Source organism: Methylobacterium mesophilicum SR1.6/6 (genome assembly GCF_000364445.2).
Taxonomy (GTDB): domain Bacteria; phylum Pseudomonadota; class Alphaproteobacteria; order Rhizobiales; family Beijerinckiaceae; genus Methylobacterium; species Methylobacterium mesophilicum_A.
Map to the genome: position 1 here is coordinate 1,624,749 of NZ_CP043538.1, position 22,861 is coordinate 1,647,609.

The window sequence follows — 22,861 nt, forward strand, 5'->3', positions numbered from 1 at the left end:
CGCGGCCTTCGGTCTTATCGACGGGTGGCGACGCTTCGGACGGACCCGCCCTTCTGGTCCATGACGACGCGGCAGGCGGTGCTCAGGCTGGCGCGCCGCTCGCGCAGACAGGCCGTGATCGCCCCGGCGTTGGGAATCTGCGCCGCGCAGAGGCGCAGGACATCCGGGGTGCAGGCCGAGCGCTCATCCGGCGTCTCGGCGAGGGCCGGTGCCGCGCCAACGATGGCGAGCAGGGCGAAGAGGGCGGGTTTCATCGAAGCGCTCCCCCGTAAACAGATGCGAGTGAATGGACCGGCCAAGTCTGGGCACCGGGCGAGAACGCCGTCGACGCCCATTATTTCCGCGGCTCGCAGGCGTGATTTGCCGCGGGCCTACGCCGGGATGCTGCGAGGGTGCGTACGGTTCAGGGACGCGTCACCGGGGCGATGGCACCCGTGGCGACCGGATCGGTTAAGGCCGCGCCGATCGACGGCTGCGCTCGCTGCCGGTCGACCTTGTCGGCGGAGACGAGCGCGGCGGCGATCAGGGCCGAGACGGCCAGCGTCGCCTTCACCACATTCCAGAGCCGCGCGAACATGGCCGAGCCTCACCGATTTACGGAGCGCGAGCGGCGGATCTGCCACGCTCAGCGGTTCGGTCATCCTCGGCGGCAGCCCTTCCCAAAACCTTTCCCGCCGGCATCTACATTGATGTCCGTCGGGACCTGATGCATTCGCGCCTCACAGGGCCGACGGTTCGATTGACGCTTCGGCCGCCAGTGCCTCGAAGACCAGCGCGTGTCGTTGCGCCAACGCGTCCACGTCCGTCGTGTAGCCGCCGCCGATCACCGCCACGAGCGGGATGCCGCGCGCACGGGCCTGGGCCACCACTAAGCGGTCCCGCGCCAACAGCCCCCCATCGGTGAGGCAGAGCCGGCCGAGGCGGTCGTCGCGGTGGGGATCGACCCCGGCATTGTAGAATACGATGTCCGGAGCGAGGGCGTCGAGGAGGGCCGGCAGGCGTGCGCGGAGAACCTCGAGATAGCCGCTGTCCTCCAGACGATCCGGCAGCCCGATATCGAGATCGCCGGCGATTTTCTGAGCGGGGTAGTTGTTCTCGCAATGAACGGAGAGGGTGAACAGATCCGGCGACAGGGCGAGGCAGTCCGCCGTACCGTCCCCCTGGTGAACGTCGAGATCGACCACGAGGGCGCGCTGGATCAGCCGCTCGGCCTGCAATGTGCGCGCGGCCACCGCCACGTCGTTCAGCACACAGAACCCTGCGCCCTGCCGGCGCCGGGCATGGTGGCTGCCTCCCGCGGCGCTGCCGGCCAGCCCTTCCGCGAGCGCGAGTCGCGCGGCCAGAAGGGTCCCGCCCACCGAGGCACGGGAGCGTCGGACCAAAGCGTCATCGACGGGCAGGCCGATCGCCTTTTCGATGTCAATCGATACGGCGCCGTCGAGAACTGCAGCGACGTAGGCCGCGTCGTGGGCGCGCACGAGGACGTCCGCGCTGGCCGGCTCCGGCGTCACGAAGCCGAGCGGTGCGAGCCCTCTGGCGATCAGGGTCTCGGCGAGGAGACCGTATTTCCGCATCGGAAACCGGTGGCCGGACGGAAGCGGTGCCTCGTAGGCCGGATGGAAGGCGATCGGCGGGATCACGCTGCCAAGACCCGATCGGTCAGTATCGCCTCGGCGAGTGCCAAGCCACTATCATGGGCGGCCTCGATACGGGGGCCGAGGCACCAATCGCCGGCGGCGCCGAGGCGCATGGTGCCGTCGTACAGACAGGGACGGCCGAGCGCGGTTTCGACCGCAGCGTAGCGCCAACGATGCGCCCCGGCATAGGCCGGCCTCAGATCGGCGCCAAGTTCTTCCTCCGTGGCTTGGACGAGGGCGGAGACGATCGCTTCGCGCGGTTCCTCGAGATGGAGGCGGGACCATGCCGGCGTCGTATGAACGGTGAGCCGGGTGCCACCTGGCCGGCCTGGCTTTGAAGAGTCGCAGGCGATAAGGCTGATTGGCGCCCGTCGAGGTTCTATCAGGTTCGCCGCTACGCCGATCTCGGTCGCAATCATCAGCGACCAGCAGGGCGCATAGATCGCGCGCTCGACCCCCGGCAGCGCCAGACCGGAGGCATCGAGCAGCGCCGCGACCTGCGGTGCCGGGGAGGTGATCGCGACGGCCGCGAAAGGACCGTGGACTGCACCCCTATCGTCCTCCAGATGCCAAGTGGCCGCGTTCCGATGAATGCGCCTGATCGTGGTGGCGGTCGCGACGGGTAGGCCGCGGAGGAGATCGCGCACCGGCGCGGTCATGTCGGGAACGCCGACCCATCGCCTGGAACCGGCCCAGGGCGCGACGATGCCCCGCCGCTCCCAATTCTCCAGGCGGGATGCGAAAGCCGGACCATGAGCCCGCATGAACTGCGCACCGTGATCGAACTGCAGCGCATCGACGCGGCGCAGCGCCATCCGGCCGCCAATGCCGCGACCTTTGTCGAAGACCCGAACCGGCTGCCCGGCATCGGCGAGACGCCGCGCAACGACGGCGCCGGCCATGCCGGCTCCCAAAATCGCGACAACCTGTTGCGTCTCCACAATGCCGCCCTGTCGTACGCGACTCCGCTCGCCGCACGATCCGAAACCTAGCGGAGCCCGTTGCGTCAGTCAGGGCGACCGCCTGTCACGATCGACCACTGGACGAGGGGTGACCCGGCCAGGGATACGATTGACGATCCATCAGCGACGGATGCCGATTTGAAGGCGCTTCATCCTCGGGAAGACCGACCTGCTTGCGCTCTTCCTGGAGCAGAGCGTGCATCGCCGGCCTGTCGGGCGATGCCGGTTGTTCGCGCGGACGACCTCTTGGCCGCGACATTCTCGTGGTAGCCGCTGTCCCAGTAGATGAGATGGGACCGACAGCGCCCCAGGCCTCCAGGGGGCCCTGGCCAGCATCAGCACCATATCCGTGCGGAACGCTGCCTTCGGCGTCGCCGACGCCATCAAAGCGTCGATGTCGTGCTGATAGGCCGCGAGGGCGGCAGGGCGATCAGCAGGGCCTGGGCGTAGGCGCGGCGGATTTTTCCGGGCGAGCGGATCAGGCTCTCGAGCGGGTCAGTTACATTGTGTTACTGATCGATCATGAAGACGGGTGCCGCTGCGCGGTCCTGCAGCTCCATTAACTCGTTGAGGACTGACATCACAGTTGCATTCTCGTTCTGAGATGCGCTTGGCGAGCAGTCGCTTGATGGCGCGGAGGATCCGTTCGCCCGCAAGGGGCTCTACGGAGCGGCTCCCTTACGTTCGATAAGAGGACATGTCTGCGTGTCGCCGCGAGGGACTGCGACGAGCGACGGTGCAGCGCGGCTGTTTCCTCAGGACGCGATTGACGACTATCCGTGCGCTGCGTTCTCTCATTGCAGAGTGACGTCGACAGCCTGTTTAATGCATATCCTTCATTATGGCGGATTATATTGTCGTCGTGATCAAATCAATACATTCTGAAAGCGGTAAATGATGAGTATTATTTTGTTTAAGCTCAATTCGTCCGCGGTAATCGCGGTTGACAAATATTGGGGCATTTGCCGCTTGCGAAGCCAGGGAGCGTGTTGAGTTGCTGTCAAATCGCGAAGCGTGGCCATTAGACGATTGCAGGACAAAAAGACATGCGTCCGCAATATAGCGTTACGACGCGCTCACGAAAGTGAGACTTTCGACGCGGTAAAGCATTGCTGCTTCGTAAATTGGGCCCATATCGCCGATTTATCGACCGGATAATTGGCCCTTGAATCTTTCGTGCTTATCTCGGTCGATCCGGATAAACCGAACGCTCTCAGTCAGCGAAACGCTTAGGAGACTGATGGTGCCCAGGGGCGGAATCGAACCACCGACACTGCGATTTTCAGTCGCATGCTCTACCAACTGAGCTACCTGGGCGTCGTCCGCGCCGGTGTCGGCCTCGGACGCCGCGGGGTATAGTCAGTGCTTCGCGGCCTGTCCAGCCTGCCAAGCCGCCGATGATGTGGAACTGCCGGAAAAAATCAGCGCTGGGAATCCTCATCGCGGGGTGGCTCGTCGGAGTCGATCTCCTCCGGCAGGGCGTAGCGCTCGTTCAGCCAGCGTCCGAGATCGACGTCGGCGCAGCGCTGGGAGCAGAACGGCCGGTATTCCAGCTCGGCCGGCCTTCGGCAGATTGGGCAAGCCGCTCGCAAGACCCGTTTCATGCGAGGGCGCCCCAGCCGGACCGGATCGGATATCCCTCGCCGTCGAGGAGGCTCATAGTCTCGTACAGCGGCAAGCCGACCACAGCGCTGTAGGAACCCACGAGTTTAACCACGAATGCGCCCGCAAGCCCCTGGATCGCGTAGCCGCCGGCCTTTCCGCGCCACTCGCCCGAGGCGACATAACCCTGGATGTCACGGCCCGAGAGCCGCTTGAAGCGCACCCGAGTCTCGACGACCCGCTCCCTGCGACCGCGCGGCGACAGCACGCAGACGGCTGTGAAGACCCGGTGCTGCCGCCCGGACAGCAGACGCAGGCAATCCGCCGCCTCATCCGGTACCTCGGCCTTCGGGAGCACGCGGCGGCCGACTGCGACGACAGTGTCGGCCGAGACCAGCCACGTCGGCGTCGCCCTGTCGTCCAGATGGAGGGCGGCTTCCGCGGTCGCCAGCTTGGTGCGGGCGAGCCGCCGGGCGAGTTCGCGCGGAGGCTCGGCCTTGCGCGGCGTTTCATCGACTTCGGCAGGGAGCAGCGCATCCGGCTCGATCCCGATCTGCTGCAGGATGGCGAGCCGGCGGGGCGAGGCGGAGGCCAGAACGAGGCGGGTCTTCGGCCTCTCCGTCGGCCCGACTGCTTCAGGTGTGGCGTCCATGGTGTTCCATTCGCACGGGCGGCCCGGAGCGGCGCGGACTCCTGCTCAGGAACGCCGTCATCGGCCAGGACAGCCTCAATCCGCCTGCCTGATAAGGGAATGGGTTGGGGTTGTGAACCGAAGGCGATCCGGAAGCGCGCGGACGAGGGGCGCCGAACCTTTGCTTGAATCCATCGAAGACACCGTGGACCGCACGACACGTCCGGGACCGCAGCCAGGCCGATTTCGCAAGCTCCCGGTGACGACGCGCAGGCATGTTCGAGTATTCGATGCTGCCCGCCTCCGACGTTGCGGCCGGCTGTAACTGATCATTAACCAAACGCAGCGGACAGTACCGCGGTCGCGAGAGGTCAAGCCCGATGCTGAACGCTGATCCGCTGCTGCCGCGCCCCAAGCTCATCAATGCCGCTCTGCTGGCCCGCGCCCTGGACGGCTTGAAGCCGAAGGTGAGTTCGCCGGTCGAGATGTGGCAGAAGCTCACGGATCAATACGTGGTCGATCTCGACGCCGTCGCAGCACTCCTCCCGGTCAGTGAGCCGGAGACGCATTGGCTGGCCGCCCGCGACTGAGCTGCTGCATCACCCCCTTCACCCGTGCCGGCCTCTTGGCACGTGACGTGCACAACCGTTCGACGACCGGAGGAAGCACCCAGGCAACGACAACGCGGTGGCTCGCACGCCGGAGCACCCCGCGGACCTTTCCATCACTCGAAGATGAGGTCCGTCATGTCGGAATTGCTCTCTGTTGCCTTGGTCTGCGCCGGGACTTTGCTCGCGCAGGATTGCTCCCGCGACACCGCCCTCGACGTCATCGTCTCCCCGGCGCACACGCCCATGGAGTGCTTGATGCACGCTCAGGCCATGGCCGCGCAGGCCGGCCTTCCCGGCGGCAGCGACCGATATCTGAAAATCGCCTGCGAGCACCGCCGCGGAGCGGGTGAGCCCGCCGCCATCGTGCGCCGCGCGTCCTGATTGCGGGCTGACCCGTCCTGCCCCGTCCTGCACGAGACCGCCGTGCCAACGCGACGCGATCTCCATCCGGCCGTCCTGTCCTGATTCGGCGCGATGAGACCGGATGGTGCATCAAAGCCACGTCGGCACCATTCCCAATGGGATGAGCCTAAAGGACAGTTGCGGGTCACAACCCTCGAACCCATCCTGCACGGCCACGCTGATGCGGCTCCGGCCCCTGCATCCGCCGACGCTCCGATGGCCCCGTGCTGGGCATGGTTCCTGCGAGTTCCTGCCCCGATGATGTACGACACGTTCGACCTGCAGACTGACATCGCCGCCCAGACCCGGGCATGGGGGCAGCTCCTGAACGATGTCTGGTCGCCCTGGCTGAGGCTGGGTGAGCCGATCACCTGGATGTCCGCGGGGGCGCGAATGATGATGCGCGCCGGACTGACCTTCGCCCGCCCTGCCTACGGGATCGAGGCTGTGATGGTCGGCAACCGCAGTGTTCCCGTTGTCGAGGAGCCCGTCGAAGTCACGCCCTTCGGCACTCTCCTGCATTTCAGGAAGGACATTCATACCGACCAGCCGAAGGTGCTGATGGTGGCTCCGATGTCTGGGCATTTCGCGACGCTCCTGCGCGCCACCGTCCGCACGATGCTGCCAGACCACGACGTCTACATAACCGACTGGCACAACGCCCGCGACGTGCCGCTGGCGGACGGACAATTCGGCTTCGACGATTACGTCGGTCATCTCGTCCACTTTCTGCAGGCAATGGGGGATGGTGCTCATATGGTGGCGGTTTGCCAGCCGGCTGTGCAGGCGCTGGTGGCGGCCGCCGTGATGGCGCAGACGAAGGACCCAGCCGCGCCGCGCAGCATGACCCTGATGGCCGGTCCGGTGGATTGCCGAATCAATCCGACGGGGGTGAACGAACTCGCGACTTCGAAGCCAATCGAGTGGTTCGAGCAGAACCTCATCGCTACCGTGCCGACCCGTCACAGGGGCGCGGGCCGCAGGGTCTATCCGGGCTTCGTCCAGGTCTCCGCCTTCATGGCAATGAACGCCAAGCGGCACATCCAGGGTCACGCCGACCTGTTCTGGCACATGGCGAACGGCGAGCACGCCAAGGCCGAAGCCATCGGGGCCTTCTACGACGAGTATTTCGCCGTACTGGATCTGGCGGCTGAGTTCTATCTGGGGACGGTCAAGACTGTGTTCCAGGATCACACTCTGGCGCGGAACGCGGTCAGCTACCGCGGTGATCCGATCGACCTTCGCGCGATCCGCCGGACGGCCCTGATGACAGTCGAAGGCGAGCGGGACGACATCTGCGCCGTCGGACAGACGATGGCAGCTCACGACCTCTGCACGGGCCTCGCACCTTACATGCGAACCCACCATCTGCAGGCTGGGGTCGGTCACTACGGCGTCTTCGCGGGCCGGCGCTGGGAGCAGCAGATCTACCCGCAGGTGCGCAATTTCATCCAGTCGCACAACTGAGCGGCAGACGAGCCCCTCACGTCGCGCCGATTTGACCCGCCGACTGCCACAGCCCACCATGATAGCCTACTCGAATGGGGCCCGGATCGTGCCGGACCTCGCAGGCATGGGGCGGAACGCGCGGCGTGATCGGCAGGGACGGCTTCGGCAGCGACAGCAGCAAAACCGGCTCGGAACCGGCCCGATCCGCGGCGGCCGCGCACCTCGATCGCTTGGTGGCTCAGGCGCGCGCCGCTGCGCTCTGGGAACAGGCGTGGCCGGTGCTGTGGCGCGGCTTGGGCGTCGGGCTGCTGTTCCTCGCGCTGTCTTGGTCCGGGCTGTGGCTCGACCTGCCGCCCGTCGGACGCCAGATCGGGTTGGCCTTTCTGGCGGTCTCGCTGGTCGTCGCGGTCCTGCCCCTCATTCACATCGCCCGGCCGGATCGGCGCGCGGCGCTCGCCCGGATCGACCGGGAGGCGGCTTCGCGCAACAGCTCCCTGCGCCACGGTCCCGCCTCCGCGGCTCAGGATAGCTTGGCGGTCGGTGCGGCGGATGCGGGGAGCCGGACGCTCTGGGAGCTCCACCAGCGCCGCGCCGCTCAGGCCGTTGCGGCCCTGCGCGTCGGCCTGCCTCGCCCGGGCATGACCCGCCGCGATCCCTATGCTCTGCGTGCCGGTCTCGTCGTCGCCGCCGCTGCCAGCCTGTTCGCGGCGGGTCCGGAGTGGCGCGAGCGTATCGGCGCGGCGTTCGACTGGCGGGAGCCCGCGGCGCCGGGCCCGAACTTCCGCGTGGACGGCTGGATCGACCCACCCCTCTACACCCGCCTGCCGCCGCTGCTCATCGCTATGGACGGGAGCGACCAACATCTGCGCGCACCGGTCAACGCGCAGCTCATTGTGCGCATTGCCGGTCAAGGCAAGGCCGCAGCGGACACGATGCTGACCCCCAACGCGGGACTGGTCCCAGTGCCCGGCCAGGACGCGCGCCCGGATCTGCGCGAGGAACGATACCGCATCATCGGAGGGGCCGAGCTGGTCATTGTCACGCCGGCGGGCCGGCAGCGCCTCACCGTGGACGCGATTCCGGACCGTCCGCCGGAGGTGACTGCCGTGGGTGGGCCCGAGGTGAACGGACGGGGCACCTTCAACCTGACCTACCGGGCGAAGGACGATTATGGGATCAGCACAGCCGAGGGCGTGATCGAACCACTCAAGCCGGGCCGATCCCTCGTTCCCGTGCCGCGCATTGCCCTCGCCCTGCCGCCCGACGCTTCTGGAGAGGGCGACACCAAGACCCTCGTAGACCTGACCGAGAGCCCGTGGTCCGGCGCGCGGGTGCGCTACCACATTGTCGTCAAGGACGAGGCTGGCCAGGAGGGCCGCACGCCCGACACCGAGATCACGCTGCCGGCGCGCCCATTCCGGGAGCCGCTTGCGCGGGCGCTCGCCGAGGACCGCCGCCGCCTCGTCACCGCCCCAGACACCGATCGCCGCTGGGTGCAAGGCGCGCTGGACGCGCTCCTTGTCGCGCCCGACACCTTCACGCCGCAGCCCGCCATCTTCCTCGGTCTTAGGACGGCCACGGAGCGGCTGCGCAGCGCCAAGACCGATCCCGAACTCGTCGAAGTCGCCGATCTCCTCTGGGCGATGGCCCTGAAGATCGAGGACGGCGACCTCTCGGACGCCGAGAAGCAGCTGCGTCAGGCGCAGGACCGGCTCAAGGAGGCGATCGAGCGCAACGCCCCCGACGACGAGATCAAGCGGCTGACCCAGGATCTCAAGCAGGCCCTCGACAAGTTTCTGTCCGAGATGGCCCAGAAGCAGGGCCGCGACCCCCGGGACCAGAGCGAGCGCAGCCAGGGCAATCAGCAATCGAAGACCGTCACGCCGCAGGATCTCGACAAGATGATCCAGGACATGGCGGAGGCGATGAAGCGGGGTGACACCGCCGAGGCGCAGCGCCTCATGCAACAGCTGCGCAACATTCTGGAGAATCTTCAAACAGCCGAACGCGGCAGCCGCTCGGATCAGGCGGCCCGCGAGATGCAGAAGCAGATGCGCGACCTCGATAACATGGCGAAGGAGCAGCAGGGGCTGCGCGACGAGACCTTCAAGGACGGCCAGGAGCAGCGCGGCGGCCAGAGGCCGTATAACCGCGGGCAGCAGCAGCAGGGCCAGCGCGGACAGCAGGGCAGCCAGGGCCAGCAAGGGCAGCGGCAGCAGGGACAGCAAGGGCAGCAGGGCCAGGGACAGCAGGGCCAGGGACAGCAGGACCAGGGACAGCAGGGCAACGTCGGAGAGCGCCAGCAGGGGCTGCGACAGCGTCTTGAGGAATTGGAGCAGCGCATGAAGGAGAACGGCATGCGCGGCGAACAGGGTCTCTCCGATGCCGAGGATGCGATGCGCGAGGCCGAGAACGCCCTCAAGCAGGGTGATTCCGGCGAGGCAGTGGATGCCCAGGGGCGGGCGCTCGACGGCCTGAAGCGCGGTGCCGAAGGCATGGCGCAGCAGATGCAGGAAATGGCCGAGGGCCAGGGCGAGGGTCAGCAGGAAGGCGGCCAGCAGCCCGGGCAGCAGGGTCAGGCTGGGGCCCGCGACGACGATCCGCTCGGCCGCCCCACGCGCGGCCGCGATATGAGCGACGGACGGGTGCGCGTTCCCACCGCCGACGAGTCGGCGGTCCAGCGCGCCCGCCGCATCATGGAGGAGTTGCGGCGCAAGCTGGGTGACCCGACCCGGCCCCGCGAGGAACTCGACTATTTTGAGCGCCTCCTCCGCCGCAACTGAAACCCCGACAACCCCAAGACGCGACGCGGCGCCTGCAATAGGGTGCCCGTCCGGCCCGGATCCACGCCGCCATGTCGTCCAACACCCTGGTCCTTCTCGCCTGCCTGGCCGTCGCCGCGGTCCTGTTCTTCGGCCTAGCCAACATGATGCGGGGCGGGAGCGCGAACCTCTCGCAGAAATTGATGCGCCTTCGCGTCCTGCTGCAGTTCGTGGCGATCCTGATCATTATGGGCGTCGTCTGGTGGCGCTCAGCCTGAGCGCGTTCACCGACGAGTGTGACTGCGCCGCCGCACCGAATGCCTTTCGCCGCGGCGGCGGATGAATTGCCCGCATTCGGCCGCGGATGTCGTGCTACGCTCGGTAGTGACGAACTGCTACGCCTCCACGGCCGAGACCGCATGACTGCCCCCCTCCGTACCTGCTTCATCGGCCTCATCACCGGTGTGGCGATCATGCCCGTCTCTGCAGCCGACGCGCCGCCGCTTCCGGTCGCCTACGCGGCGCCAGCTCAGCCGCTGAGCATCGTCTCCGAAATCCGAATCGGTGGATCGGTTCAGGATCCGGGCAGTGCCGAGGGCAAGCTCCCCGGCTTCAGCAAGGCCAACATCAACGGCGAGATCCTCTTCGCCAAGCCGCGGATCAGCGCCGACCCGTTCTGGCAGGCCTTCGTTCCGCGGCCGACGGTCGGCGGCAGCTACAATACCGGCGGCCGGACCAGCTACGCGTATCTCGGCGCCACCTGGACCCTCGAAGTCTTCCCCGAGACCTTCAACCGACGGATCTTCCTCGACGGTTTCTTCGGCGGCGTGGCCCACAACGGCTATACCGGCCCGAAGGCGGACACGCCCTACGGTTTCAACACACTCGGTTGCTCCCCCATGTTCCGCGAGGCCGCCGCCCTGGGCTATCGCATCACCGAGCACTGGAGCATCATGGCCACCATCGAGCACATGTCGAATGCCGGCCTCTGCGCGAACAACCGCGGCCTGACCAATTACGGCGGCAAGATCGGCTACACCTTCTGAGGCACTTGTCCCCGTGGTCAAGCTCAACCGCATTTACACACGCACGGGCGACAAGGGCACGACCGCGCTGGCGGACGGGCAGCGCCGCTCAAAGGCGGACCTGAGGGTCGAGACCTACGGGACAGTCGACGAGACCAACGCCTGCATCGGTATGGCGCGCCTGCACACGCAGGGCCGCCTCGACGGGATGCTCGGGGCGATCCAGAACGACCTCTTCGACCTCGGCGCGGATCTCGCGACGCCGCCCACCCCGGAGCCGCTGCCCTATGAGCCGTTGCGGATCGTGGCGAGCCAGGTCGAGCGGCTGGAGCGGGACATCGACTCCCTGAACGCGGCGATCCCGCCGCTAAAATCCTTCGTCCTGCCTGGAGGCTCGCCGGCCTCTGCGGCTTTGCACCTCGCCCGGACCGTATGCCGACGGGCCGAGCGGCTTGCAGTCAGTCTGGCTGCCCGCGAGGACGAGAGCGTCTCCCTCGAGGCCATCCAGTATCTCAATCGCCTGTCGGACTTCCTTTTCGTCGCAAGTCGCGCGGCGAATGCGGACGGGGCCGACGACGTCCTCTGGGTACCCGGCGCCAACCGCTGATCCGGGCTCAGCCTTTTCAGGCACCCTCCACCGCGCCGCGTTGACAAGGCGGAAATGTGGCCGCTACGGTCCGCGCAGCTTGCGTGCCTGCCCCGGTCCCGGTGGCCGTGGAAGTGGCGTGCACGACGACAAGAATCCTCTGGGGAAGGATCGAAGCCGCCATGAAGGTTCTGGTGCCCGTGAAGCGGGTGGTGGACTACAACGTGAAGATCCGCGTGAAGGCCGACGGCTCCGGGGTCGAGCTCGCCAACGTGAAGATGTCGATGAACCCGTTCGACGAGATCGCCGTCGAGGAGGCGATCCGGCTGAAGGAGAAGGGCACGGTCAGCGAGATCGTGGCGGTGTCGATCGGCCCGCAGCAGGCGCAGGAGACGCTGCGCACGGCGCTGGCGATGGGCGCCGACCGCGCCATCCTGGTCAAGACCGACGTCCCTTGCGAGCCGCTGGCGGTGGCCAAGCTGCTGAAGGCCGTGGTGGAGAAGGAGAGCCCGCAGCTGGTCATCCTGGGCAAGCAGGCCATCGACGACGACGCGAACCAGACCGGCCAGATGCTCGGCGCGCTGCTCGGCTGGCCGCAGGGCACCTTCGCCTACAAGGTCGAGGCCGGCGAAGGCAGCCTCGACGTCACCCGCGAGGTCGACGGCGGCCTGCAGACGGTCAGCCTGACGCTGCCGGCGATCGTCACCACCGACCTGCGCCTCAACGAGCCGCGCTACGCGAGCCTGCCCAACATCATGAAGGCCAAGAAGAAGCCGCTCGACGAGCTGGCGCCGGACGCGCTGGGCGTCGACGTGACGCCGCGGCTGACCGTGCTCAAGACCGCCGAGCCGCCGGGCCGCTCCGCGGGCGTCAAGGTCGGCTCGGCCGCCGAGCTCGTGCAGAAGCTCAAGGTCGAGGCCGGCGTCATCTGATCCGCTCCGCGCGGCTCCCGCCCCGGTCGAGCCCCGCGCCCCCCTTCGAGGACACACACGACCATGACGACACTCCTCTTCGTCGAGCACGGCCACGGCCAGATCAAGGACGGCACCCTCAAGGCGCTCTCCGCGGCCCGGGAGATCGGCGCGCCGGTCCACGCGCTGGTGCTGGGCGCCGGCTCCGGGCCGGCGGCGGCGGCGGCGGCCAAGCTGGAGGGGGTCGAGAAGGTCCTGCACGCCGAGGACGGCGCCTACGACCACGACCTCGCCGAGCCGGTCGGCGCGCTGCTGGCGGCGATCGCCGAGCCCTACGACACGATCATCGCCTCGGCCTCGACCACGGGCAAGAACGTGCTGCCGCGGGTGGCCGCGCTCTTGGACGTGGCGCAGGTGTCCGACATCATCAAGGTGGTCTCGCCGGACACGTTCGAGCGTCCGATCTACGCCGGCAACGCGATCCAGACCGTGCAGGTGCCGTCGGGCAAGCGGGTGATCACGGTGCGCACGGCGGCGTTCAAGGCGGCGGCCGAGGGCGGGGCGAGCGCGCCGATCGAGCCGGTCGCGGCGGCCGCGCCGGAGGCGGGCGGCTCGCGCTTCAAGGGCGAGGAGATCGCCAAGTCGGATCGTCCGGAGCTGGCCTCGGCGCGGATCATCGTGTCGGGCGGGCGCTCGCTCGGCTCGTCGGACCAGTTCCACGCGCTGATCGAGCCGCTGGCCGACACGCTGGGCGCGGCGGTGGGCGCCTCGCGGGCGGCGGTGGACGCCGGGTACGCGCCGAACGACTGGCAGGTGGGGCAGACCGGCAAGGTGGTGGCGCCGGACCTGTACGTGGCGGTGGGCATCTCGGGCGCGATCCAGCACCTGGCGGGCATGAAGGACTCGAAGGTGATCGTCGCCATCAACAAGGACGAGGACGCGCCGATCTTCCAGGTGGCCGATTACGGCCTCGTCGGCGACCTCTTCCAGGTCGTCCCAGAACTCCAGGCCGAGATCGGCAAGGCGAAGGGTCAGTAAAGGTCCTATCGCCGCGCGGATCGCTGCGAATGATCCCCGGCGCGGCAACGCGGCGTGCGGGTTCCTTCCGCGCCGAAGATTGGTCTAGAAGGCTGCGACGGCAGGTCTTCGTGGGTGCCGCCGTCGCGTCGGCGCAGTCGGTCGATCCCGGCCGCCGCGCATCGGCGTCCGCATTGGGGGCACAGTTCGGCAGATGGACATGGTGATCAAGCGGATCGGGATCATCGGCGCGGGCCAGATGGGAAGCGGGATCGCGCAGGTCTGCGCGGCGGCCGGTCTCGACGTCCTGCTGAACGATCGCGATGCGGCGCGCCTGGAGAACGGCTTCAGCGCGATCGAGAGCGGCTTCGGCCGCCTCGTTTCGAAGGGCTCGATGACCGAGAGCGAGAGCGCGGAGGCCCGCGCCCGGATCGTGCAGGCCCCGGACTTCGCGGCCCTCAACCCGGCCGATCTGGTGATCGAGGCCGCCACCGAGAACGAGGCGACAAAGCGGGAGATCTTCTCGACACTCTGCGCGTCGCTGCGGCCCGACACGCTGATCGCCACGAACACCTCGTCGATCTCCATCACGCGGCTTGCCGCCGCGACGGACCGGCCCGAGAAGTTCATCGGCATCCACTTCATGAACCCGGTGCCGGTGATGCAGCTCGTGGAGCTGATCCGCGGCATCGCCACGGAGGATACCACCTACGAAGCGGCCAAGGGCTTCATCGCCAAGCTCGGCAAGACCTCAACCATGTCGGAGGACTTCCCGGCGTTCATCGTCAACCGCATCCTGCTGCCGATGATCAACGAGGCGATCTATACGCTTTACGAGGGCGTGGGCTCAGTCGAATCGATTGATACCGCAATGAAACTCGGCGCGAACCATCCGATGGGACCGTTGCAGCTCGCCGATTTCATCGGGCTCGATACCTGCCTGTCGGTCATGCAGGTGCTGTACGAGGGCCTCGCGGACTCGAAGTATCGTCCCTGCCCCCTCCTCGTGAAGTATGTCGAGGCCGGCTGGCTCGGACGGAAGGCCAAGCGCGGCTTTTACGATTATCGCGGTCCTACGCCGATCCCGACGCGCTAGGCCTCCGCAACAATCTGCGTAACGCATTATCCGGAATCGAGCGCTTGGAAAGGGACGGCGATGCGCGCCGCCCCTCCACCCATACTTGCGGGCGCTTTCTCTACTTCGCCGTGCCGCCATTGGCGCCGGGCTGGGCCGGCTGCGGGTAGGACGGATTGCCGCCCGGCACGGCGGTGCTGTTCGATGGCGAAGATCCGTTCGATTGGCCGTTCACCGAGCCGGTGACCTCGCGCCGGGATGCATCCTGACTCTGGCTGGCGTAATCCTTCGGTGAATTCGAGCCGTTCCAGGTCAGCAATCCCACAGTCGCGATGGCCAGCAGTACGAGGCTCGCCACCAAGACCCACAGCACCGGCTTGCCGCGCTCACCCTGCCGGCTTTCTTGTTGGTTCAATTTCTCGGCCATCTGAAAACACCTCGTCGGCGAAACGCAGCACGCGAGATTGCGGCCTGCGACACGAAACCGTTACCGGCCGCCAACGCGGTGCCGAGGAAGGGGGTTCCTGCCGATCGCGGCGGTTACCGGCCGGTGGTGAGCAGGATCTTGCCCAGGTGAGCACTGGATTCCATCAGTTCGTGGGCTTTCCGCGCCTCCTCCAGCGGGAAGGTAGCGTGCGTGACGGACCGGATACGCCCGCCATCGAGTTCAGGCCAGACGTCCTTGCGCAGCCCTTCGGCGATCGCGGCCTTGTCGGCCTTCGGGCGGGGCCGCAGCGTCGAGCCCGTGAACGTCAGACGATTACGCATGATCGGCGTGATGTTCAGGCCGTCGACCTTATAACCTCCCATTAGAGCGATCATCACCAAACGCCCGTCCGGTGCGAGGGATTTGATGTTGCGCGCAAGGTAGCTGGCGCCGATCATGTCGAGGATCACGTCGACACCGCGTCCGTCTGACAGGCGCTTCACCTCCTCGGCGAAATCGGTCTGCTTGTAGTCGATCGCCGCGTCCGCCCCGAGCTCCTCGCAGAACCGACACTTCTCGGCCGATCCTGCAGTCGCGTAGACCGTCGCACCGAACAGCTTCGCCATCTGGATCGCGGTGGCGCCGATCCCGCTCGAACCGCCATGGACCAGGAAGCGCTCGCCGCGCGCTAGCCGTCCGCGCTGTACGACGTTCGAGTAGACCGTGAAGAAGGTCTCAGGCAGTCCGGCTGCGTCGACCAGCGAGAAGGGTTTGGGCCGCGGCAGGCACAGGGCTGCCTCGGCCACGGCGTATTCGGCGTAGCCGCCGCTGATCACGAGCGCGCAGACCTCATCGCCGATTGCCAAGCCGGTGACACCCTCGCCGAGACCTGCGATGCGGCCAGCGACTTCCAGGCCCGGGATCTCGGTGGCGCCGGGTGGCGGTGGATAGACGCCCGCCCGCTGCGCCACGTCGGGCCGGTTGACGCCCGCGGCGACGACAGCGATGAGCACTTGGCCAGACGCCGGCTTCGGCACGGGTGCGGTCTCAACGGCGATCACCTCAGGGCCGCCAGAGCCGGTGAAGCGGACTTGCCGCATGGTCTCGGGCAGGTCGGCACTGGCCATCGATCAATCCTTCGCGCGCGCGTTGGTCGTGACAGGCCCTGGAAGGCCGCAGTGTGGCTCTAGTTGCGGCAGCGAGCGCGCTTGGCAAGCGGCTAGGACGCTCTCCGCCAACCTGGATGTCGGTTCTGCGCAAGAGAGCGCGTCAGAAAGGCTTGGAGCCGCACCCGATCGCAACGCGATCCGATACGGCTCCAAGCGCTCTTCGCCCCGGCCGAAGCCGGCCTCGCGCGAAACAGCTTCAGCGCGCCGCGGCCTTCACGGCCGCTGGGATGACGATCTGACCCTGCGCGAGGCTCTTCGGCCAGATCGCAACCTGCTTGCCGTCCTGCCACTGTGCCATCAGGCCGGTAATGAAGCCCTGTCCATATTTGATCGAGTGGGTGAACGGGTCGTCCTTACCGTAATACTGCGTACGCCCGACCGTGCCCTCCCAATCGGTCTTCTCGAGGGCGTCGACGAGCTTGTCGGCCTCGGTCGTGCCCGCCCGCTTCACCGCATCGGCCGCGTAGTAGACTTGGTCGTAGGCCATGTAGCCAGCGTAGGACGGGTCGCTGCCGAAGCGCTTCTTGAATGCATCGCTGAAGGCCAGCGACTTGCCGGTGATCGCGGCACCCGGCACCGCGATGCTCTGGAAGATCACGCCCTGCGTGGCGCCGTTCGTGTTCGACCAGAAGGTCGAGGACGTGGCCTGAGAGTTCATGCCGGTCATGGCGAGCGGCACCTTCTGGTTCTGCCACTGCACGGTCGGCTGCACGCCGACATGCGAGATGCCGGTGACAATCAGGTCGGGCTTGGCCGCCTCGATCTTGTTGTAGATCGGCGTGAAGTCGCCCGTGTCCGGCGAGAAGCGGATGTGATCGACGACCTTCACGCCGATCTCCGGCAGGCATTTCTCATATCCGACGTCGAGCGGCCGGGTCCAAGCGGCGTCCTCGCTCATGATCGCCGCCGTCTTCACCTTCATCAGGTCGATGAGAAGGTCCTTGGTGGAATCGCAGATCGATTGCGCAAGAGCCGCGGAGGTGAGATATCCGTGGAAGGTGTACTTGTTGCGCGCGTAGTCCTTGTGGACGGCGAGGCTGATCTCGTTGGAGGCGGCGCCCGGCGTGATCATCGGCGTCTTGAGCCGGGCCGCCCAAGGCATCAGCGCGAGCACGACCTCCGAGATGTAGCTGGCGATGACGAGGTTGACCTTGTCCTCCGAGACAGCCCGCTGGAAGGCGCGCACCGCGTCGGAGGCGGAGGACTTGTCGTCGTAGGTGACGATCTGAATCTGGCGCCCGTCGACGCCGCCCTTGGCGTTGATCTCGTCGGCGGCGAGCTGCACCGCCTGCGGGATCGAGGCGCCCACCACCGATTGCGCCTCGGCGATCACGCCGATCCGAATCGGATCCGCGGCTCGGGCGGGTGCCGCTCCGATCAGGCTGGCCACTGCGAGCAGAGCGATGGCCCGGCTCGAAACGCCGCGCTGCCTTGCCTTCGGATCCCGGGCCTTCCGATCTCTAATCTTATGATCCCGTGCCATGCGTTTCCTCCTGCGAACCGCGCGGCTTTTGTCGCCGCGTCGGCAACGCGACAGGAGTGTGCAACATTCCGCAGCTTGAATACAATGTGCAGATGCGTGAACCCTCCGCATGTGTCAGATCATTCCGCAGTGCGTCGATAGATCAAGCTCAGATTGTTCGCCGGCATGGCGATGCGTCGTTCGAGGGTCAGGCCGTGGCGGTCTGCTTCCACGGAAACAGTCACGCGGTCTCGAACGCCCCAGCGGGCATCGCGGGCACGCAGCGCGTCGTCGAACGCGGCATTGCTGTCCGCGCTGTGCCGCCCGTCTTCCCGAAAGGGTCCGTAGAGATAGAGCAGGCTGCCTCCGGCCAGGGCTCGTCCGGCGTCGGCCATCAGACCCTGCGCTGCGGCCCACGGCGCGATATGGATCATGTTGATGCAGACGATCGCGTCCACCGGCCCCACCGGCCATCGTGTGGCGGAAGCATCGAGGTCGAGCGGCGGCCGGAGATTAGCGAGGCCGGACCGCCGCACATGGGCCGCAATGCTGCGCCGCGCTATCGGCTCGGGATCGCTTGGCAGCCACGTCAGGGTCTGCAGCGCCGCTGCGAAGTGAACGGCGTGCTCGCCTGATCCGCTCGCGATCTCGAGAACGGTTCCGTGGACCGGCAGGATCTCGCGGAGCACAGTCAGGATCGCGTCCCGATTGCGGGCGACCGCCGGGGCCTCCAGGGCGTCTTCGTCGACGATCCGCTCTGTCATCACGATCCTCGTCAGGCCCGCCAAGAATCCGTGCCAGGATTTGGACGCAGCCTGTCACCTCACCGATCCGGCGCCGGCATATTGCGCTCGGCACGACCATGCCATACCGCGTCACGGCAGGCGGTGACGCTCGTCCTACGTGTCGTTCGAGCCGCACGACACCAGTTCGGATTTAAAGCCGCGGCAGATCGGACCGCTGAAGCCACGGGCCTTGACGCGCTGGCATCGGATCCCATCGCGGGCCGCGACGTCTAGGACATCGACCATCGTGCCTGATTCGCAAGCTGTTCAGACGTTGCCGAAGGCCCAGACGGGCATCGAAGGGTTCGATGATCTGACTTTCGGCGGCGTGCCGGCCGGGCGGCCGTCCCTGATCTGCGGCGCGGCGGGCTGCGGCAAGACGCTGTTCGCCACGACGTTCTTGGTCAACGGCGCGACCCGGTTCGGGGAACCCGGGGTCTTCATGAGCTTCGAGGAGCGCGCCGAGGATCTGGCCGCCAACGTCGCCTCCCTGGGCTACGACCTGGACGGGCTCGTCGCTTCGGGCCGCCTCGCCATCGACCATGTGCGCGTGGAGCGAAGCGAGATCGAGGAGACCGGGGAATATGACCTCGAAGGCCTTTTTATCCGACTCGGCTTCGCGGTGGACAGCATCGGCGCGAAGCGGGTGGTTCTCGACACGATCGAGACCCTGTTCGCCGGCTTCACCGATCCGGCGCTGCTGCGCGCCGAGCTGCGTCGCCTCTTCGGTTGGATCAAGGATCGCGGCCTGACGGCGATCATCACCGGTGAGCGGGGCGAGGGCCAACTTACCCGGCAGGGCCTGGAGGAATACGTCTCCGACTGCGTGGTGCTGCTCGACAACCGCGTGGAGGATCAGATCACCACCCGGCGTCTGCGCGTGGTGAAGTACCGCGGCTCGGCCCACGGCACGAACGAGTACCCGTTCCTGATCGACCATGCGGGGATCAGTGTCCTCCCGGTCACCTCCGCCGACCTCGATTACACGGCGCCGAGCGGGGTGCTCTCCAGCGGCGTCGCCGGCCTGGACGCGATGCTTGGGCCGGGCGGATTCTATCGCGGTTCCGGAATCCTCATCTCGGGCGAGGCGGGCACGGGCAAGACCCTGCTGGCATCCTCGATCGTCGATGCGGCCTGCCGGCGCGGCGAGCGCTGCATGGTCTTCGCCTTCGAGGAAAGCGGCGATCAGATCGCGCGGAACGCCCGCTCGGTGGGCATCGATCTGAACCAGCACGTCGCCAGCGGGCTGCTGCGTTTCGAGGCCGCCCGGCCCAGTCTGTTCGGCCTCGAAACCCACCTCGCACGCATGCACCGCGACCTCGACCGCTTCAAACCGGAACTGGTCGTGATCGATCCGATCTCGGCCCTGCGCGGCGCAGCGAGCACCTTGCAGGCGACGCTTCTGCTGATGATCGACCTCGTCAAGGCCCGCGGCATCACGGCGGTTTTCACCACATTGCGGAGCGACGGGTCCCTGGTGCAGGACGACGACCTGGGCGTTTCCTCGCTGATGGACACCTGGATCAAGCTTCAGAATTTGGAGGCGAACGGCGAACGCACGCGCACGCTCTATGTCATCAAGGCACGGGGCATGAGCCACTCGAACCAGATTCGGGAGTTTCTCATGTCATCGAGCGGGATCCAGCTGATCGATGCCTATATCGGACCCTCCGGCGTGCTGACTGGAACGGCCCGCCTGATCCAGGAGGCGCAGGAGAAATCTGCCTCAGAGCAGCGTCTGCGCGAGACCGAGCGGGGCCTCCGAGACCTGGCCCGCCGCCGTTCGGCGATTGAGCGGCAGATCGAGGAGTTGCGAGCCGGGCTCGAAGCGGCGCAGGACGAGGAGGAGCGTCTGCATGCCGAGGACCGGCTTCGCGCAGTCCGCTCGGAGGAAGAGCGGCAGGCGCTGATCGCACGACGGAGTGCTGCGGAATGAACGCGACGACCCCGGACGAACCGGCCCAGGAGACGGATCCGGACGGCGATCCGGGCCATTACCATCTGCGCCTCTACGTCGCCGGACAGACCAACAAGTCTCTCGCCGCGATGACGAACCTCAAGCGCTTCTGCGAGGAGCACTTGGCCGGCCGCTACGACATCGAAGTGATCGACCTCATGAAGAACCCGCAACTCGCTGCCGGAGATCAGATCCTCGCGATCCCGACGCTCGTGCGCCGGCTGCCCTCGCCTCTGAAGCGGATCATCGGCGATCTGTCGAATACCGAGAAGGTCTTGGTCGGCCTCGATATCCGACCGAAGGCGGATCAGCCTTGAACGGCGTCGTGGCACCGACGCAAACCTCGGAACATTACCGCTTGAGGCTGTTCGTCGCCGGCACGGCGCCAAGGTCCCTCCGCGTGGTCGAGAGCCTGCGGCGGATCTGCGAAAGTCACATTGCGGGTCGGTACGAGCTGGAGATCGTCGATATCTACCAGCAGCCCGACCTTGCCGACCGCGACGGCATCCTGGCCGCACCGACGCTCCTGAAGGTTTTCCCGTACCCCGAGCGGCGGATCTCGGGCGACCTCCTCGACGAAGGCCTTATCCTGCGCGGGCTCCAGATCGATCCGACCGCGGAGGCGCGCTGATGGGTGTCGACGCGCTGCTGCCCGATGACGAGCCGGGCCCGGAGGCCTACCGAGCCCACATCCGGGAGCTGGAAGCGCGGCTGGAGGAGAGCGAGGACACGCTGGCGGCCATCCGCCGGGGCGACTTCGACGCCGTGGTGGTGGAAGGGCCGAACCACGAGCGGCTGGTCTACACGCTGGAGAACGCGGATCGCCCCTATCGGGTGCTGATCGAGCAGATCCAGGAAGGCGCCTTCACGCTCGGGTCCGACGGCGCGCTGCTCTACTGCAACCGCCGACTGGCCGACATGCTGGGCGAGCCGCAGGAGCGTCTCATCGGACGATATCTGCGAGACTTCGTGGAGGCCGATGCCGACCTGGACGACTTGGTACAGAGGGCGATGACCAACCCGGTACGCGGGGAAGTCGAACTCAGGGCGACGGCGGGGACCGAGAGTGCAACCTTCTTGTCGCTCAGCCGCTTCGAGCGTCAGGGTGACGCGCCCCTGCTCTGCGGCATCCTCACCGACCTGTCCGAGCAGCGGCGCAACATGCGGGCGCTCGCGGAGGCACATGCGCGGCTCCAGTCCGAGAGCGTCGAGCGGGAGCGCGTCGAGGAAGCCCTACGCCAATCGCAGAAGCTGGAGGCCGTGGGGCAACTGACGGGCGGCGTCGCGCACGACTTCAACAACCTCTTGACGGTCATCAAGTCGTCCACCGATCTACTCAAGCGGCCCGACCTGTCCGAGGAGCGGCGCCAGCGCTACGTTGAGGCGATCTCCGACACGGTGGACCGCGCCGCCAAGCTCACTGGGCAGCTCCTCGCCTTCGCTCGACGCCAGGCGCTGCGCCCCGAAGTGTTCGAGGTCGGCGGCTCGCTCCGCGCTGTTGCGGAGATGCTGGACTCGGTCACGGGCGCGCGCATCACCGTCGACGCTCAAATTCCGGAAGAACCCTGCTACATCCGGGCCGATCTTAGCCAATTCGAAACAGCGCTCATCAACATGGCGGTGAATGCCCGCGACGCGATGGGCGGCGAGGGCACGCTGATCCTGCGTCTGCAGGGCGGTGGGCCGATGCCCGCCATCCGGGGCCACGCCGGCTCTCGGCATACCTTCGCGGCGGTCTCGCTCTCCGATACCGGCATCGGAATCGCACCGGAGGTGTTACCGCGCATCTTCGAGCCCTTTTTCACCACCAAGGACATCGGCAAGGGGACTGGGCTGGGCTTGTCCCAGGTGTTCGGCTTCGCGAAGCAGTCGGGCGGCGACGTCGATGTGACCAGCCGGCTCCGCCAGGGCACGACTTTCACCCTCTATCTGCCGCAGGTGCAGGCTGCGCCGGAGATCGCGCACGATGCCCCGCGCGAGGAGCGGGCCGTCGATAGCGGGAACCTGTGCATCCTCGTGGTGGAGGACAACGTCGAGGTCGGGCGCTTCGCGACGCAGATTCTGGAGGATCTCGGGCACGCGACGGTTTGGGCGACGAACGCCGAGGAGGCTCTCTTGGAGATCGAGAGGATCCCGTTCCGGTTCGACGCAGTATTCTCCGACGTCGTCATGCCGGGCATGGGCGGGGTCGCGCTCGCCCGGGAACTGGAACGGCGTTTGCCGGACCTGCCCGTGGTGCTCACCTCCGGCTACAGCCATGTGCTGGCGGAGGAAGGGGTTCACGGCTTCGACCTGATCCAGAAACCCTATTCGGTGGAGCAGCTCTCCCGCGTGCTGCGCAAGGTTGTCGGGAAAGGGCGCCGGGGCTTCCGCGCGTCGAAGCGGTAGCGC

24 protein-coding genes and 1 tRNA gene are annotated in these 22,861 nt (G+C 67.0%); 14 read left to right on the forward strand and 11 right to left on the reverse strand.

Annotated elements, in window-relative coordinates; all coding sequences use genetic code 11:
• Positions 1-14 precede the first annotated feature (14 nt).
• From MMSR116_RS07580 to MMSR116_RS07605, 7 genes are all read right to left on the reverse strand, one after another.
• Positions 15-254, reverse strand: a complete 240-nt coding sequence (locus tag MMSR116_RS07580; protein WP_010683570.1) for a hypothetical protein — start codon at positions 252-254, stop codon at positions 15-17.
• A 149-nt stretch (positions 255-403) separates the two neighbouring features.
• Positions 404-577, reverse strand: a complete 174-nt coding sequence (locus tag MMSR116_RS31315; protein WP_010683571.1) for a hypothetical protein — start codon at positions 575-577, stop codon at positions 404-406.
• A gap of 142 nt (positions 578-719) precedes the next feature.
• Positions 720-1,640: a histone deacetylase family protein gene (locus MMSR116_RS07585; RefSeq protein ID WP_191991878.1), complete on the reverse strand. Its 921-nt coding sequence runs from the start codon at positions 1,638-1,640 to the stop codon at positions 720-722.
• Positions 1,637-2,539, reverse strand: a complete 903-nt coding sequence (locus MMSR116_RS07590; RefSeq protein ID WP_039892911.1) for an NAD(P)/FAD-dependent oxidoreductase — start codon at positions 2,537-2,539, stop codon at positions 1,637-1,639. The genes MMSR116_RS07585 and MMSR116_RS07590 overlap by 4 nt, the downstream gene beginning before the upstream one ends.
• A 1,301-nt stretch (positions 2,540-3,840) precedes the next feature.
• Positions 3,841-3,916 (reverse strand) — tRNA-Phe (locus MMSR116_RS07595).
• A 104-nt stretch (positions 3,917-4,020) separates the two neighbouring features.
• Positions 4,021-4,203, reverse strand: coding sequence for a DNA gyrase inhibitor YacG (locus MMSR116_RS07600; protein WP_039892914.1), 183 nt, complete (start codon positions 4,201-4,203; stop codon positions 4,021-4,023).
• On the reverse strand, positions 4,200-4,853 hold the full coding sequence (locus tag MMSR116_RS07605; protein WP_010683574.1) for a Maf-like protein: 654 nt from the start codon (positions 4,851-4,853) through the stop codon (positions 4,200-4,202). Before MMSR116_RS07605 ends, MMSR116_RS07600 begins: the two co-directional genes overlap by 4 nt.
• 359 nt (positions 4,854-5,212) lie before the next feature.
• Between MMSR116_RS07605 and MMSR116_RS07610 the strand changes: the two genes are divergently transcribed.
• The 10 genes from MMSR116_RS07610 to MMSR116_RS07655 all read left to right on the forward strand — a co-directional run bounded on the left by MMSR116_RS07610 (position 5,213) and on the right by MMSR116_RS07655 (position 14,691).
• Complete coding sequence (locus tag MMSR116_RS07610) at positions 5,213-5,422, forward strand: hypothetical protein (RefSeq protein ID WP_010683575.1); 210 nt, start codon at positions 5,213-5,215, stop codon at positions 5,420-5,422.
• Between the two features lie 156 nt (positions 5,423-5,578).
• Positions 5,579-5,824, forward strand: coding sequence for a hypothetical protein (locus tag MMSR116_RS07615; protein WP_010683576.1), 246 nt, complete (start codon positions 5,579-5,581; stop codon positions 5,822-5,824).
• A 279-nt stretch (positions 5,825-6,103) separates the two neighbouring features.
• Positions 6,104-7,312, forward strand: a complete 1,209-nt coding sequence (locus MMSR116_RS07620; RefSeq protein WP_010683577.1) for a polyhydroxyalkanoate depolymerase — start codon at positions 6,104-6,106, stop codon at positions 7,310-7,312.
• Positions 7,313-7,437: 125 nt separating this feature from the next.
• Complete coding sequence (locus MMSR116_RS07625; RefSeq protein ID WP_039892916.1) at positions 7,438-10,077, forward strand: TIGR02302 family protein; 2,640 nt, start codon at positions 7,438-7,440, stop codon at positions 10,075-10,077.
• A 71-nt stretch (positions 10,078-10,148) separates the two neighbouring features.
• On the forward strand, positions 10,149-10,334 hold the full coding sequence (locus MMSR116_RS07630) for a twin transmembrane helix small protein (RefSeq protein WP_010683579.1): 186 nt from the start codon (positions 10,149-10,151) through the stop codon (positions 10,332-10,334).
• A 141-nt stretch (positions 10,335-10,475) separates the two neighbouring features.
• Entirely contained in the window at positions 10,476-11,102 is a 627-nt protein-coding gene (locus MMSR116_RS07635; protein ID WP_010683580.1) for an acyloxyacyl hydrolase, read from the forward strand.
• 13 nt (positions 11,103-11,115) lie between these two features.
• The gene (locus tag MMSR116_RS07640) at positions 11,116-11,688 is read left to right on the forward strand and encodes a cob(I)yrinic acid a,c-diamide adenosyltransferase (RefSeq protein WP_010683581.1); all 573 of its coding nucleotides are present in this window, start codon (positions 11,116-11,118) and stop codon (positions 11,686-11,688) included.
• Positions 11,689-11,849: 161 nt separating this feature from the next.
• Positions 11,850-12,599, forward strand: coding sequence for an electron transfer flavoprotein subunit beta/FixA family protein (locus MMSR116_RS07645; protein ID WP_010683582.1), 750 nt, complete (start codon positions 11,850-11,852; stop codon positions 12,597-12,599).
• Positions 12,600-12,662: 63 nt separating this feature from the next.
• On the forward strand, positions 12,663-13,616 hold the full coding sequence (locus MMSR116_RS07650; protein WP_010683583.1) for an electron transfer flavoprotein subunit alpha/FixB family protein: 954 nt from the start codon (positions 12,663-12,665) through the stop codon (positions 13,614-13,616).
• A 193-nt stretch (positions 13,617-13,809) separates the two neighbouring features.
• Positions 13,810-14,691, forward strand: coding sequence for a 3-hydroxybutyryl-CoA dehydrogenase (locus MMSR116_RS07655; RefSeq protein ID WP_010683584.1), 882 nt, complete (start codon positions 13,810-13,812; stop codon positions 14,689-14,691).
• 100 nt (positions 14,692-14,791) lie between these two features.
• On the opposite strand, the gene MMSR116_RS07660 is transcribed toward MMSR116_RS07655, so the two are convergent.
• The 4 genes from MMSR116_RS07660 to MMSR116_RS07675 form a co-directional block, all read right to left on the reverse strand.
• Positions 14,792-15,097: a hypothetical protein gene (locus MMSR116_RS07660; RefSeq protein ID WP_010683585.1), complete on the reverse strand. Its 306-nt coding sequence runs from the start codon at positions 15,095-15,097 to the stop codon at positions 14,792-14,794.
• A gap of 113 nt (positions 15,098-15,210) precedes the next feature.
• Positions 15,211-16,224, reverse strand: coding sequence for an NAD(P)H-quinone oxidoreductase (locus MMSR116_RS07665; RefSeq protein WP_010683586.1), 1,014 nt, complete (start codon positions 16,222-16,224; stop codon positions 15,211-15,213).
• A gap of 238 nt (positions 16,225-16,462) precedes the next feature.
• Entirely contained in the window at positions 16,463-17,749 is a 1,287-nt protein-coding gene (locus MMSR116_RS07670; protein ID WP_244625617.1) for an ABC transporter substrate-binding protein, read from the reverse strand.
• A 119-nt stretch (positions 17,750-17,868) separates the two neighbouring features.
• Positions 17,869-18,492 carry a DUF938 domain-containing protein gene (locus MMSR116_RS07675; RefSeq protein WP_010683588.1) on the reverse strand — a complete coding sequence of 208 codons (624 nt, stop codon included), beginning with the start codon at positions 18,490-18,492 and terminating at the stop codon, positions 17,869-17,871.
• 268 nt (positions 18,493-18,760) lie between these two features.
• Here MMSR116_RS07675 and kaiC point away from each other — a divergent pair, with 268 nt between their 5' ends.
• The 4 genes from kaiC to MMSR116_RS07695 are packed head-to-tail and all read left to right on the forward strand — an operon-like array spanning position 18,761 to position 22,858.
• The gene (gene kaiC / locus MMSR116_RS07680) at positions 18,761-20,449 is read left to right on the forward strand and encodes a circadian clock protein KaiC (RefSeq protein ID WP_010683589.1); all 1,689 of its coding nucleotides are present in this window, start codon (positions 18,761-18,763) and stop codon (positions 20,447-20,449) included.
• On the forward strand, positions 20,446-20,787 hold the full coding sequence (locus MMSR116_RS07685) for a circadian clock KaiB family protein (protein ID WP_010683590.1): 342 nt from the start codon (positions 20,446-20,448) through the stop codon (positions 20,785-20,787). Before kaiC ends, MMSR116_RS07685 begins: the two co-directional genes overlap by 4 nt.
• A 41-nt stretch (positions 20,788-20,828) precedes the next feature.
• The gene (locus tag MMSR116_RS07690; RefSeq protein ID WP_051072166.1) at positions 20,829-21,101 is read left to right on the forward strand and encodes a circadian clock KaiB family protein; all 273 of its coding nucleotides are present in this window, start codon (positions 20,829-20,831) and stop codon (positions 21,099-21,101) included.
• The gene (locus tag MMSR116_RS07695) at positions 21,101-22,858 is read left to right on the forward strand and encodes an ATP-binding protein (RefSeq protein ID WP_010683592.1); all 1,758 of its coding nucleotides are present in this window, start codon (positions 21,101-21,103) and stop codon (positions 22,856-22,858) included. The genes MMSR116_RS07690 and MMSR116_RS07695 overlap by 1 nt, the downstream gene beginning before the upstream one ends.
• The last annotated feature ends 3 nt before the right edge of the window (positions 22,859-22,861 follow it).

Excerpts from the sequence above, each read along its gene's own strand:
- MMSR116_RS07580 (WP_010683570.1), bottom strand. The coding sequence starts at position 254 with ATGAAACCCGCCCTCTTCGCCCTGCTCGCCATCGTTGGCGCGGCACCG.
- MMSR116_RS31315 (WP_010683571.1), bottom strand. The coding sequence starts at position 577 with ATGTTCGCGCGGCTCTGGAATGTGGTGAAGGCGACGCTGGCCGTCTCG.
- MMSR116_RS07590 (WP_039892911.1), bottom strand. The coding sequence starts at position 2,539 with ATGGCCGGCGCCGTCGTTGCGCGGCGTCTCGCCGATGCCGGGCAGCCG.
- MMSR116_RS07600 (WP_039892914.1), bottom strand. The coding sequence starts at position 4,203 with ATGAAACGGGTCTTGCGAGCGGCTTGCCCAATCTGCCGAAGGCCGGCC.
- MMSR116_RS07605 (WP_010683574.1), bottom strand. The coding sequence starts at position 4,853 with ATGGACGCCACACCTGAAGCAGTCGGGCCGACGGAGAGGCCGAAGACC.
- MMSR116_RS07610 (WP_010683575.1), top strand. The coding sequence starts at position 5,213 with ATGCTGAACGCTGATCCGCTGCTGCCGCGCCCCAAGCTCATCAATGCC.
- MMSR116_RS07615 (WP_010683576.1), top strand. The coding sequence starts at position 5,579 with ATGTCGGAATTGCTCTCTGTTGCCTTGGTCTGCGCCGGGACTTTGCTC.
- MMSR116_RS07620 (WP_010683577.1), top strand. The coding sequence starts at position 6,104 with ATGATGTACGACACGTTCGACCTGCAGACTGACATCGCCGCCCAGACC.
- MMSR116_RS07630 (WP_010683579.1), top strand. The coding sequence starts at position 10,149 with ATGTCGTCCAACACCCTGGTCCTTCTCGCCTGCCTGGCCGTCGCCGCG.
- MMSR116_RS07635 (WP_010683580.1), top strand. The coding sequence starts at position 10,476 with ATGACTGCCCCCCTCCGTACCTGCTTCATCGGCCTCATCACCGGTGTG.
- MMSR116_RS07645 (WP_010683582.1), top strand. The coding sequence starts at position 11,850 with ATGAAGGTTCTGGTGCCCGTGAAGCGGGTGGTGGACTACAACGTGAAG.
- MMSR116_RS07650 (WP_010683583.1), top strand. The coding sequence starts at position 12,663 with ATGACGACACTCCTCTTCGTCGAGCACGGCCACGGCCAGATCAAGGAC.
- MMSR116_RS07655 (WP_010683584.1), top strand. The coding sequence starts at position 13,810 with ATGGACATGGTGATCAAGCGGATCGGGATCATCGGCGCGGGCCAGATG.
- MMSR116_RS07660 (WP_010683585.1), bottom strand. The coding sequence starts at position 15,097 with ATGGCCGAGAAATTGAACCAACAAGAAAGCCGGCAGGGTGAGCGCGGC.
- MMSR116_RS07665 (WP_010683586.1), bottom strand. The coding sequence starts at position 16,224 with ATGGCCAGTGCCGACCTGCCCGAGACCATGCGGCAAGTCCGCTTCACC.
- MMSR116_RS07670 (WP_244625617.1), bottom strand. The coding sequence starts at position 17,749 with ATGGCACGGGATCATAAGATTAGAGATCGGAAGGCCCGGGATCCGAAG.
- MMSR116_RS07675 (WP_010683588.1), bottom strand. The coding sequence starts at position 18,492 with ATGACAGAGCGGATCGTCGACGAAGACGCCCTGGAGGCCCCGGCGGTC.
- MMSR116_RS07685 (WP_010683590.1), top strand. The coding sequence starts at position 20,446 with ATGAACGCGACGACCCCGGACGAACCGGCCCAGGAGACGGATCCGGAC.
- MMSR116_RS07695 (WP_010683592.1), top strand. The coding sequence starts at position 21,101 with ATGGGTGTCGACGCGCTGCTGCCCGATGACGAGCCGGGCCCGGAGGCC.